Origin of the sequence: Streptacidiphilus sp. MAP5-3 (assembly GCF_041262505.1) — a bacterium.
GTDB lineage: Bacteria > Actinomycetota > Actinomycetes > Streptomycetales > Streptomycetaceae > Streptacidiphilus.
This window is the reverse complement of record NZ_JBGCCL010000008.1, coordinates 153,540-164,344: the sequence shown is the minus strand read 5'-3', so window position 1 is coordinate 164,344 and position 10,805 is coordinate 153,540. Positions and strand designations below refer to the sequence as shown.

The 10,805-nt window shown below is 64.0% G+C and carries 12 protein-coding genes; 5 read left to right on the top strand and 7 right to left on the bottom strand.

Going from position 1 to position 10,805, the window contains the following annotated elements; genetic code table 11:
• Positions 1–15: 15 nt before the first annotated feature.
• From dbpB (ABH928_RS15240) to ABH928_RS15225, 4 genes are read right to left on the bottom strand one after another with little or no spacing between them, the layout of a single operon-like run.
• Complete coding sequence (gene dbpB, locus ABH928_RS15240) at positions 16–1,116, bottom strand: DGQHR domain-containing protein DpdB (protein WP_370066407.1); 1,101 nt, start codon at positions 1,114–1,116, stop codon at positions 16–18.
• A 48-nt stretch (positions 1,117–1,164) separates the two neighbouring features.
• A complete protein-coding gene (dpdA, locus tag ABH928_RS15235; protein WP_370066405.1) occupies positions 1,165–2,388 on the bottom strand; it encodes a tRNA-guanine transglycosylase DpdA in 1,224 nt (407 codons plus the stop codon).
• On the bottom strand, positions 2,385–3,518 hold the full coding sequence (gene dbpB / locus ABH928_RS15230) for a DGQHR domain-containing protein DpdB (protein ID WP_370066403.1): 1,134 nt from the start codon (positions 3,516–3,518) through the stop codon (positions 2,385–2,387). Before dbpB (ABH928_RS15230) ends, dpdA begins: the two co-directional genes overlap by 4 nt.
• A complete protein-coding gene (locus tag ABH928_RS15225; RefSeq protein ID WP_370066401.1) occupies positions 3,515–4,075 on the bottom strand; it encodes a hypothetical protein in 561 nt (186 codons plus the stop codon). The genes dbpB (ABH928_RS15230) and ABH928_RS15225 overlap by 4 nt, the downstream gene beginning before the upstream one ends.
• 439 nt (positions 4,076–4,514) lie before the next feature.
• Between ABH928_RS15225 and queC the strand changes: the two genes are divergently transcribed.
• The 4 genes from queC to ABH928_RS15205 are packed head-to-tail and all read left to right on the top strand — an operon-like array spanning position 4,515 to position 6,974.
• On the top strand, positions 4,515–5,210 hold the full coding sequence (gene queC, locus ABH928_RS15220; protein ID WP_370066399.1) for a 7-cyano-7-deazaguanine synthase QueC: 696 nt from the start codon (positions 4,515–4,517) through the stop codon (positions 5,208–5,210).
• Between the two features lie 2 nt (positions 5,211–5,212).
• Positions 5,213–5,848 carry a 7-carboxy-7-deazaguanine synthase gene (queE, locus tag ABH928_RS15215; RefSeq protein ID WP_370066397.1) on the top strand — a complete coding sequence of 212 codons (636 nt, stop codon included), beginning with the start codon at positions 5,213–5,215 and terminating at the stop codon, positions 5,846–5,848.
• A complete protein-coding gene (gene queD, locus ABH928_RS15210) occupies positions 5,848–6,204 on the top strand; it encodes a 6-carboxytetrahydropterin synthase QueD (protein ID WP_370066395.1) in 357 nt (118 codons plus the stop codon). Before queE ends, queD begins: the two co-directional genes overlap by 1 nt.
• A 2-nt stretch (positions 6,205–6,206) precedes the next feature.
• Positions 6,207–6,974 (top strand): GTP cyclohydrolase I FolE2, encoded by a 768-nt coding sequence (locus ABH928_RS15205; RefSeq protein ID WP_370066393.1) that lies wholly within the window; start codon positions 6,207–6,209, stop codon positions 6,972–6,974.
• Positions 6,975–7,186: 212 nt separating this feature from the next.
• On the opposite strand, the gene ABH928_RS15200 is transcribed toward ABH928_RS15205, so the two are convergent.
• Positions 7,187–7,441 (bottom strand): hypothetical protein, encoded by a 255-nt coding sequence (locus ABH928_RS15200; RefSeq protein ID WP_370066391.1) that lies wholly within the window; start codon positions 7,439–7,441, stop codon positions 7,187–7,189.
• Between the two features lie 454 nt (positions 7,442–7,895).
• On the opposite strand from ABH928_RS15200, the gene ABH928_RS15195 reads away from it, so the two are divergent.
• Complete coding sequence (locus ABH928_RS15195) at positions 7,896–8,417, top strand: VUT family protein (RefSeq protein ID WP_370066389.1); 522 nt, start codon at positions 7,896–7,898, stop codon at positions 8,415–8,417.
• 121 nt (positions 8,418–8,538) lie between these two features.
• Here ABH928_RS15195 and ABH928_RS15190 read toward each other — a convergent pair whose 3' ends face one another.
• Together ABH928_RS15190 and ABH928_RS15185 are read right to left on the bottom strand one after the other, a co-directional pair.
• Complete coding sequence (locus tag ABH928_RS15190) at positions 8,539–10,290, bottom strand: hypothetical protein (RefSeq protein WP_370066387.1); 1,752 nt, start codon at positions 10,288–10,290, stop codon at positions 8,539–8,541.
• A 215-nt stretch (positions 10,291–10,505) separates the two neighbouring features.
• The gene (locus tag ABH928_RS15185; protein WP_370066385.1) at positions 10,506–10,769 is read right to left on the bottom strand and encodes a hypothetical protein; all 264 of its coding nucleotides are present in this window, start codon (positions 10,767–10,769) and stop codon (positions 10,506–10,508) included.
• Positions 10,770–10,805 lie beyond the last annotated feature (36 nt).

Sequence of the window (10,805 nt, the reverse complement as noted above, 5' to 3'; positions counted from 1 at the left end):
AGCCAGCCGGAAACTCTAGCCCTGGACGACCCGCAATAGGTGGGTGGTGAGCAGCCGAACGTCGTTTGGCGTGTTCTGAAGGCTGTTCCAACGCCGCTCGTCGCCGTCTGCGAACTTCCAGGTGCCCGACGTCCACGCCGTATCTGGCCGGAGTCGCTCGAGGGCCTCACGAACCTTGACGCAGCGTACATCTTCGGCTGACATACCCTCAGTGAGGCTGTCCATGACGAAGCCCATCGCCTGGATTCCCACTCCATGCGTGAGACGAGAATTGCGAGGCGGGAGCTTCCAGGCATCGGGGAAGATCTCCCACACCATGGTCCAGAAGGCTTGAAGATGACGGAGCATCTGCTCCACATCGCCGCTGCCGTCGACCGGGCTCCGGTATTGGTACAGCGCTCCCTCAAAGAGGCTGTGCTCAACCATCTTCAGGAGGCTGTTGTCCTTGATGTACCCGTCTGGCGCCGTGGGGCTCGCAATCCTCGCGCGAAACGCGCCAGTAGAGTCAGTATTGAGGCGGGTCATGATCTGTGACGGGAGCTTGCGCCGGGCGTACGCAGGCGGCAAGTGCCCTGTGGTATCCGGCAACAACTCGTGGATGAGGCCCTTGGGAAGAGGCTTGGTGGAGTTCACCAGGATGAACTGGGAGCGTTGCTCCTCCTGACCGTCGGCGATAAAGCCAACCGCCGCGACCGGGAACTCGGCAAGATCCGCGTCGCGGATGGCGGCGGCACGCTGCTGACCATCGACGAGCCAGGCCGGCTTCTCACTCTCGGGCAGGGATTCGTCGACCGGAATTACCAGCTCTCCAGGAGTTGAGTACTCTACCGATCCGCTCCGGATGCCAGGAACGAATTCGACACGCTTGTCGAAGGCCAGGACCACGGCGTTGGGAAGCATCGATCCATCTGACTCCAGATAGCGCCGGATGGCCCGGATGTGGCTGAGCACCTCGGGCCTCTGGTAGCCCTGGAGATGCTCTTCCTCGTCACGACGGACACGGGAGACGGCTGCAAAGTTTGGCAGCTTCTTGCCGTCGATGCCAAAGCAATAGATTCGCCGGTTGCCCTGGCGAATCTCGAGGGCAGGAATCCGCAACGTGTATTGGTCGGCCACATCATCTCCTAGGTATACGGGGCGGCCGACTGGCTCGGCCTGCAGGCTTTATCGAGAGAAGGACAGGGCGCGCATCTTGGTCTCCAAGACCGCGAGATTGTGAAATCCCCTGCGCTTGTTGCGCTCGGTGCCGCGGAATATCGCGATCTCTACGCCGTGCGCTCGGCAGAGGGCGCAAGGGCAGGTCCGCCAGGGGGCAGCCTCTAGGGTCCGCTCGTAGCGGCCCAGGTAGCTCTTCTTCTTCGGATCGGCCACCAGAGTCTCGTATTCACCTAGCGAGGCGAGAACGTCTTTCAATGGGACGCGATTTTGGTCGAATCCTCGCAAGTTCTTCAAGCATTCCCGCTCTGCTTTCATTGCTGCAGCCTGCGAGACAGCTCCAGAGAGGATCTGTCGCTTGAGTGTGGGATTTCCATCTACTTGCGGCACCCGGATTGCGGCGAAGGCATCTTCCCTGGTGTGGTAATTATTCCGTTCATCCATGAAAGCCTGGCGGAAAGCGGACGTGCTGTCGAAACTCGTCACCCCATGCTCCGCGAAGACCTCCATGCTGTCCACGCGAGTAATTCCCAGCAAGTGGAGTTCGGTCTTCGGGAGGCGGACGTCGTCGATCCTCTCGAGGCACGCCAGGATCTCCTTGGTCTTCAACGGCACCATGCCTCCGAGAGCGATGCGCTGATAGCCCATGTCCTGCAATCGAGCCACACTGTCCGCGTAGCTGTCCGGGCTCCAGCCCTGCGCAGCTCCAACCGGAACAATCTTTCGCCCTCGTGACTCGACGGCAGCCAGGAACTTCTCGGCGAGCCGCAGGGAGATCTGCCGACGCTCGGCCCAAGCTGAATCAACGTCATCCTCGCTGACGTCCGGCGCATAGCCAAAGATGACGTGGTCGACACTGACCCCCTCGTCAAATCCACAGCCCTCGTAGAAATCAAGGACTTCTTCGACAGAGTAAGGCGGATATTCTTCCTCGACATAGTTGAAGGCACCACAGTCGCCGAGGCTCACCACAGTGTCGGGAAGCCGGAAGAACTTCCTGATTCCGAACCGATAGAGCCTTGCTCGCTGTGGCGCGGTATACTTCCCGCTACCTTTGACGGATCCATCAACAATGGCCTTGCTTACCAGGATTCCATCATAAGGAGCAGGCGTCACCACCTCGTGGGCATATCGATCGTCACGTTGCCGGACGCGCGTCGGAGAATATTCGTCATTCATGAAGTCGTATGTCGGACTGACCAGGTCCTGACTGTCCGGGAAGTAAAATCTCACGAGGCGCTCATCCTTGACTGGACATAGACTCGGACTAGAAAATTCGAGAGAGTGCTAATGTGGCGAGGCGTATTCTGCAGCTCGTCCCACGAGGTGTTGAGTTCGCGCCAGCGCCCATTCATCCAATGGCAGTGGGGCTTGATCAGAGCCAACTCTTTCCGCGTCTGCGCGAGAGCGTCATTCGACCGAAGGTCGACATTGGCCATAATTCGATCCATAAGCCGACCCATGGAACGGATCCCGACGCCGTGCATCAGCCGACTCTTATTTGGCATGATTCCCCACGCTTCTGGAAACGTCTGCTGGACAGCAGTCCAATACGTGATAAGAATATTTCGGATCGCGGCCGTGTCGGTTGTCCCATTTGAGAGATTCCGATGCGGGAAGAGAATTCCAGCCGAAGAATTGAGTGACTCTTCAATGGCGAGGATCAGGCTGTTGTCCGTGACCACGGCGTCGGACTTCTGGGCAGGCGTGGTGGACGCGCGCTTGATCAACCCGCGGAACGGGGAATCGTGATCCTGGTTGAGGGCGTTCACCAGCACCGAAGGCAACTTGCGCGCGGACAGCTTGGTCGGCAGCGGAGTCGCAACCTCGGGGAGGAGTTCGGACACGAGGTTCGTCGGCAAAGGTGACACGGTGTTGACTCGAAGAAACTGGTCCCGCTGGACGTCCAACTCTTCAGCTACGAAACCTGCGACCGTGATCGGCAGTCTGGAGTGCCGGGTGCGCGCCAGAGCGAGACTGCGCTGCTGGCCATCGACGATCCAGGCCGGGCGCGGCTCGTCGCTGGAGGTGGGAAGTGGGATCTCCAAGGTGCCACTCGTCGCGAGGCCGTCACTACTCGAGGGCCCGGGACTGGACTTGAAGCGCACTGTAGAAGGCAGAGCGAGAATGAGCCCGTTAGGGAAGAGCACTTCGTCGCTGTCGAGGTACTCCAGGATCTGCTTGACGTGCTGCTTCTTCTCCGGCCGCTGATACCCGATGAGTTTGCCCGCCTCGTCGCGGGAGATGCGGGCGACATCCGCTACCTGGTCGACCTCTTCCGCAGCCAGCACGAAGACGTACAGCGGAATCGTCGGGTGCTGATGGACCCGTAGAGCTCGACGCTTGAGAATCGTAGCGGTCATCGCTCCTCCAAGGTCTCGACGTACAACATGGCAAACCTCTTCTGCTCGCACGCGAGCCCGGTGTCTCTCAGCAGGCGGTGAAGCCTGGTTCGTGAGTAATCAGGGTGAAGTTGCGCGTGGCACCTGATGAAGTCTTTGACCGCGTCGTCAGTCAGTGGTTTGCGGTCATAGCGCTCGGCCTTATCCGCTGTTGCCGCCCAGCGTCCCCAGGATCGCGCGGTGGCTGCCGCGGTCAGCTTGCCGTCAGCACAGTGGCGGAGCCAGGACGCAGCCATACGCACATTCAGGCTGGTGAGGGTGCCCCCAAGCGCGCTTCGCAGCGTCGCCCGCGCAGGGACTCGCAACACACCCGGAACCTCGGTGGAACCGCCTACCAGCACAGCCTCGGTTCCGGCAGCGCCGAGTGCGGACAGGTCATCCCGCAGTGCGTTGCCGTACACCTCGGACAGAGATAGCAAGACTGCGCCGCGTCGCCCGAGATCCTCCAGGGTCGCGCGCCCGCGCCCCACCTGGAGGTGGTTCCACCACTGCACGGAGTCGGCCGTGCTGCCGGCCACGGAGTCAGCGTGGCGACGGCTGAAGGTCGCCGCGTACGCAGGCGCTGAGACGGTGATGGGCTGCAATCCGAGGCCGGCTGATGCGACCCACATCTGCGGGGTGAAGCCCGCCTTCACAGCTGCGCCAGCCAACTGCCGGGCCTGTACCCAGTGTTCGCCTTGGTAGAGGTCGCAGAGGGGGACAAGGCCGGAAGCCTCGTTCAGCCGCGTCTGCCAGACGTGGGCACGGTGCTCCGTACTCCCAGCCGGCAGTGACCGGGCATGCAGGGCCAAGCTTGGCATGGACATCTTGCGGTCCGTGCAGGTGACCACAAGCGAAAGTTGCCTCACGCGACTCGACTCCAGGATCCGGTAACTCGTCTCTAGTTGTGGTTACTCTACCGTCCAGATAACACGGTAGGGTGCACCGGTACCCAAAGAGCCAACTGAAGGAGTGAACATGGGACGTCCCGCAATCGTGCTGCTGAGCGGTGGTCTTGACTCGACCACGGTGCTGGCCATCGCCAAGGAGCAGGGCTTCACGCCGTACGCGCTGAGCTTCCGCTACGGCCAGCGGCACAGCGTGGAGCTGGAAGCGGCCAAGCGCGTTGCCGAGGCTCAGGGTGTGGCGCGTCACGTCATCGCAGACATCGACCTGCGCGTGTTCGGGGGCTCTGCACTGACCGACGACATCGAGGTGCCCAAGCACGACACCGTCGAAGAGGCGGAGAGCAGCAGCGTCCCGATCACCTACGTGCCTGCACGCAACACCATCTTCCTGTCCTTCGCCCTGGCCTACGCCGAGGTCGTCGGTGCCACCGACATCTTCACCGGCGTAACCGCGGTGGACTACAGCGGCTACCCGGACTGCCGGCCCGAGTACATGGACGCCTATGCCAAGATGGCCAACCTGGCGACCCGGGCGGGCATCGAAGGTACCCAGGAGCTGAAGCTTCACTCCCCGCTGATCGCCCTCTCGAAGGCCGACATCGTCCGCGAGGGCCTGCGCCTTGGTGTCGACTACTCCCTGACCTCGAGCTGCTACGACCCGGACGAGCAGGGCCGAGCCTGCGGCCGCTGCGACACCTGCCTGATGCGCCTGAAGGGCTTCGCGGAGGCGGGGGCCACCGACCCCGTCCAGTACCAGGGCGCCTAAGAATGACGTACCTGATCAAAGAGATCTTCTACACCCTTCAAGGGGAAGGGAGCCACGCAGGCCGCCCCGCTGTCTTCTGCCGCTTCTCCCGCTGCAACCTGTGGACCGGTCTGGAAAAGGACCGGGAGCGGGCGATTTGCAGGTTCTGCGACACCGACTTCGTGGGCACAGACGGGGAGGGCGGTGGCCGGTTCGCCTCCGCTGATGCCCTCGCGCAGGCCGTCGAGCAGGCATGGCCCTCCGAGGCCGCCGATCACCGCTTCGTAGTGTGCACCGGCGGAGAGCCGCTCCTGCAGTTGGACCAGGCTGCCATTGAGGCACTGCATGCACGTGGCTTCGAGGTTGCTGTAGAGACCAACGGCACGCGGACGCCGCCGGAAGGCATCGACTGGCTGTGCGTCAGTCCCAAGATCGGCTCCGACTTGGTGGTCACCCGCGGCGACGAACTGAAGCTCGTGTACCCGCAACTCGGCGGAGACCCAGCCCAGTTCGAGCACCTTGACTACCGCCACTTCAGGCTCCAGCCCATGGACGGCCCTGATCGAGAAGCCAACACCCGAGCAGCCGTCGAGTACTGCATGAAGAACCCGCGCTGGACCCTCTCCCTCCAGACGCACAAGTATCTGGGAATTCAGTAATGGAAATCTTCCGCGAGTTCACCTTCGAAGCCGCCCACCGGCTGCCCCGAGTTCCCGAGGGCCACAAGTGCGCCAGGCTCCACGGGCACTCCTACCGCGTCATCGTCCACGTGGAGGCCCCGGTCGACCCCGAGGCCGGCTGGGTCATGGACTTCGGTGACGTCAAGCGTGCCTTCAAGCCGATCGAGGCCCGTCTCGACCACTACTACCTCAACGACATCGAAGGCTTGGAGAACCCCACGAGCGAGCAGTTGGCCCGCTGGATCTGGGACCGGCTACTGCCCGACTTGCCGGCGCTCTCTGCCCTGACCGTCCGAGAAACCTGCACCTCCGGGTGCACCTATCGGGGCGAGTGAGAATGCACGACATCCAGAACGAGGCCGACCTTCGTGGCATCGAGATCGACGAAGTCGGCATCAGCGGCCTGCGCTATCCCGTGAGCTTCGACGACGGGTACCTGCGCCAGCACGGCATCGCGGATCTCACGGTCACAGTTCGACTTCCGCATGACCGGCGCGGCACACACATGAGTCGCATGGTCGAGCTGGTTCACGAGCACCTCCAGCAGTTTGACCCGCGGGAACTACCGCAGGTCCTCAAGGCCGGTGCGGACCTTCTGGACGTTTCCTCGCTGACCGTCACCGTTTCTATGCCCATCGGCACTCGTGTCACAGCGCCAACCAGTGGTGCCGAGTCCTGGCAGGTCCACGATGTATCTATCGAAGGTCGCTTGGACGGCAGCGCGGCCATCGTAGCGACCACTGTGACCTGTGAGGTCACCAGTCTGTGCCCGTGCTCGAAAGCGATCTCGGACTACGGCGCACACAATCAGCGCAGCCGCGTCTCGTTGACCGTTACCGGCGTGGGAGACAATCCATACCCATTTCCTGTGCACGATGCCGTGCAACTACTTAGGGGTTGTGCGTCCGCTCCCGTGGTGCCCCTCGTCAAGCGGCCCGATGAGCGTGCCCTGACGATGGAGGCATATGACCATCCGGTGTTCGTCGAGGACATGGCTCGAGATATCTCTCTTTCCTGTCGGGAACGAGAGTTCGTTCACTCAGTGAGCGTCCGTAACTTGGAGAGCATCCACAGCCACGACGCGATTGCCCGCATCTCCGGATGACGCGCCTTGTTGACGTGCGGCACGCCACCCCAGCGGGGTCGCGCCGCACGTCAACAGACGGTGTCCTCCATGGTTGCGACCGGCGACACTTCCAGCGTGTGGACAGTCGAGGAGACCGGAGGGAGATTGCGGTTGTTGCGTATCGCATCAGAGTCTGCGGACTGCTCGTGGCGTGACACTCCTGCTGGCGCGTGGCGGGTAGCGTGTGATCATTACCGATGCAGCAATTGGCTGGCCCAGTAGACGAGGTTGCCTCCCGCGCCGCCCACCACGAGGGTCAGCAAGGTGAGGAACATCGGTGAGACCGACACCGACATGGAGAAGTGGCTACCGATCCTCACGTCCAACGATCGTTGTACGGCCCCGACATTCCCCGCCTGCACGGTGTCCGATTGCGGTGACGGCAGCGCGTCGCCGGCATCGTTGGCAAACGGGGAGCCGATCTGCGTGAGATGCTCAGAGGTCATGAGTAAGCCCTTCTGTGGGTGCGCCGCCGGTACCTGGCCTCGGAACCTCAACCGAAAGCGCAACGCTCAGTCCGCCTGTTTTTTGCAGGTAGATACAAAGGGGGCCCCGCCGTAGGCACGGCGGGGCCCCTCTATGATGGATCAACGGTACTGACTGGCCTGACCTGAGGTCAAACGTCCTTGTCGGACGTCTACTTGGTGCCAAATGATCATTGGCGAAGCGCCGCTTGTCGCGCGGATGCGTCGGTGGCAACTGTGACGGCCCGCTCAAGGCGTGCCGGCTCCACAGGCCAGCTCACGTGCTCTTCGACTTCCCACTGAACCGGGCGCCGCGTGTCCCGCCTCACGAGGTCAGTGTCACGGCGTTGATCACTTTCGGGGGCGCCTGCCAGCGCTGCTGCCGTCGAACCTGCCAAGTGGCCGCCACCTGGCAGCCCTGTCCCTGAGGAGAACTATGCGTGCTCGCCCCATTGTCGCCGCCGGTGCTTTGGTCGCGTACATAGCCACAACGCCTGCAGCCAACCTGCTCGTCACTCACTATGGAGTCGTCCCCGTCGGGCTCGGGCAGGCAGCCCCCGCCGGTGTCTACATGATCGGCCTCACCCTCGTACTTCGCGATCTGGCTCGTGAGCTTGCCGGACGTGTCCTGATCATCACGGCCATGGCCATCGGTGCGGTCTTGTCGTACTGGCTGGCTACTCCGGAGTTGGCGACCGCGTCCGTGGCGGCCTTCGTAATCGCCGAGACCCTGGACTACGCGGTGTATGAGCCGCTACGCCGACGCGGGCTGGTCCTGGCCGTTGGGATATCCGCCACCGTCGGTCTGATCGCAGACTCCCTCGTCTTCCTGTGGATCGCTTTCGGATCCTTGGCCTACCTGCCCGGCCAACTGCTCGGCAAGGCCTGGATGACCCTTGCCGCGCTCGCTGTCATCACTGTGTGGCGCCGTCTGCGGCCGGTGGTGGTGCTTGCATGAAGCCCGCTCCCTTGGAGTCGGAGCCCGGGTGATCGGAGTGTCACACGAGCCGTACGCAAGTTGAGGGTGCCGCAGTTGGGGCGGCGCGGTGCTGGTAGGGCCGCGCCGCCGGATGGCGGTTCTAGCGTCGGTTCTTGGGCTTCTTACGCTTGGGCTGATTGCGGACCACACCGCTGCGGTCCGGCGGTGCCGGAGTGCGACGGGGGGTGCCGGCCGCTGCACGCAGGATGGCGGTCACGCGCTCGTGGAGGGCCTTCTTCTGCTCCAGTGTGGTGGCATCCGCCGGGGTCTCCAGCAGGTGCTGCTTGATGACGGAGACGATGTCCTGCTCCCACACGCCGCGTTCGGCAGGGTCGCGGGGGAGGGGGTAGTCCTCGCCGTAGAGTTGGTGGAGGAAGATGAGTGCCTCCTCGTCGCCGATCTCAGTGATCGTTTCGCGGTCGGGGACCTTCAGCGCCCTGGCCTCGCTCTCCCTGATCTCCTTGATCAGGTTGAGGCGCACGGTCTCCCTCGAGCGGATGAGCCTCGGGTTCGTCCCGAGCCACGCCGCGGTCGCGGCGAACGCCAGAAGTCCCGCTTCGGTTGTCGCGGCGACCGGATCGAACTCGACGCCGTCGCGGCTGTCCCCCTTCATCGCGGAGAGCAGGGCCAAGGCGGCCTCCCGGTGCACGGCGGGTGCGTCCCGTTTGATCAGTTCGGCCGCCCCGTGCGCCGTTTCCGCGTCGGAGAAGCGGGCGCCCTTCTGCTCGCCAAGGCGGAAGAGGTCGTTGGTCAGGGCAAGCGCCTGGTTGGCGGGGAACTCGAAGCGTGGCCTCGGGTAGGGCTCGCGGCCGGGGTCGTCGTCCCAGGTGGCGATCCGGTCCACGACAGCCGCGAGGGTCTCGCGGTCTGCGTCGATGAAGGCCAGGACCACGCGGCGGGAGAAGGCGTGCATCCGCCCGGTCCGCTCGACGACGGCCGCCGGCATCTCGTCGATGATGGCGCGGGCCGTGTCGCTGAACGCCTGCTGGTCCGCATCGTGCTCGCCGCGGGCCGCTCGGCGCGCTGCCCGCCGGGAGGGCAGCGCGCGGCAGGTGCCGATCAGGACGGCCAGTTCGAAGGCCAGCATGACCTGGTTGTCCGGGGACTGGGCGGCGAACTCGGACTGCGCCCGCTTGATCAGCTTCGGGCTAGTGCTGTGGACGGCCTCGACCGCACGCAGCGGAAGACCGACGGGATACCCGGGGATGTCTTGGGGGAGCGGCTCGATCTCGCGCAGGTAACCGGTGGACATCATGGACGCGGCCACCTGAGGCCAGGTCTGCCAGAGGTCGGCGCCCCGCCCCTCCTTGACGATCAGGTCGCCGATTCGGTTGTACGCCTCGACGTGGCCCGACTCGGTGAGCGCGCAGACCGTCCAGGCGGCTGCGCTCACCCAGCCGGCGTCGTCGCCTCCGGCGAAGGATCGGTGCAGGGCCGCCTGCTCCAGCAGCTCGTCCAGTCTGCCCGCCGCCCGGATGAAGCCGGGGATCAGCTCCCGACCCCAATGCCCAAGGAGGTGGGCTCGGTCGACCGAGCCCAGTTCGATGGCGCACCGGTCGGCAGCGTCCTCGGCCTTGGACGAGTCGCCTTGGCGGGCCGCGTCCGCCAGTGCTCGCCCGAGCTTCACCCAGGCGGCTTCGGGGTCGGGCACGTTGGTGAACAGCGCGGCCGTGTCACCGGTGGCTGCCGCGACGATCTCTGCCCAGGCCGCAAGCAGCCCGGCGGTCCTCTCAGCGTCGAGCACGACGCCGGCCAGGTGGGCCATCAGGACGTCGCCGTTGTGCGACGGACCGTTCGCCAGGATCTCGGTCAGCTGGCGCGCATCGGTGAACCGAGCCTGTTGAATCAGCATGCGAGCCATACCCCCCGTACGGATCACAGAGCCGTTTCGCGGGGCTGCCGTGATGCTGAGCGATGATGTGAATGTTCTTGCCGGGACAGCGTTTCAGCAGAGAGCCCCAGCTGCAAGGCAGTGCCGTCGGCGCGTCGGGTGGCCGGCTAGGAGTTTGCACGGCCTGGGCCAAGTCACCTCCGGCACGGCGGTCACCTTCAGTTCAGGTGCATCCGTCACGCACACCCTTCTTCGGTGTCGCCACGGCGACCGGGCTCAATCTCAACACCCGTCTGAATCAGGGCGATGATCGCGGAGGTCGGACGCACGTCGCCGAAGCTCCGATAGACGGTCCGCAGCACGAAGGAGGTCATATCCACGCTGCTCAAAAGGGCGTCCCCGCGCGTGGGACCACCGTGACGGACCTGACCACCCAGCGATGGCAACCCACCCTCTACGATGCCCTGCTCGTCCTCTCCCAGGCCGTCCTGGCCGTCCACTTCGACGACCTCCTTCCACTCCTCCCACCGAAGCCA

Bases quoted from the DNA above. Each gene is read 5' to 3' on its own strand.
- dbpB (WP_370066403.1), bottom strand. From the start codon at position 3,518: ATGACCGCTACGATTCTCAAGCGTCGAGCTCTACGGGTCCATCAGCAC.
- queC (WP_370066399.1), top strand. From the start codon at position 4,515: ATGGGACGTCCCGCAATCGTGCTGCTGAGCGGTGGTCTTGACTCGACC.
- queE (WP_370066397.1), top strand. From the start codon at position 5,213: ATGACGTACCTGATCAAAGAGATCTTCTACACCCTTCAAGGGGAAGGG.
- queD (WP_370066395.1), top strand. From the start codon at position 5,848: ATGGAAATCTTCCGCGAGTTCACCTTCGAAGCCGCCCACCGGCTGCCC.
- ABH928_RS15205 (WP_370066393.1), top strand. From the start codon at position 6,207: ATGCACGACATCCAGAACGAGGCCGACCTTCGTGGCATCGAGATCGAC.
- ABH928_RS15200 (WP_370066391.1), bottom strand. From the start codon at position 7,441: ATGACCTCTGAGCATCTCACGCAGATCGGCTCCCCGTTTGCCAACGAT.
- ABH928_RS15195 (WP_370066389.1), top strand. From the start codon at position 7,896: ATGCGTGCTCGCCCCATTGTCGCCGCCGGTGCTTTGGTCGCGTACATA.
- ABH928_RS15190 (WP_370066387.1), bottom strand. From the start codon at position 10,290: ATGCTGATTCAACAGGCTCGGTTCACCGATGCGCGCCAGCTGACCGAG.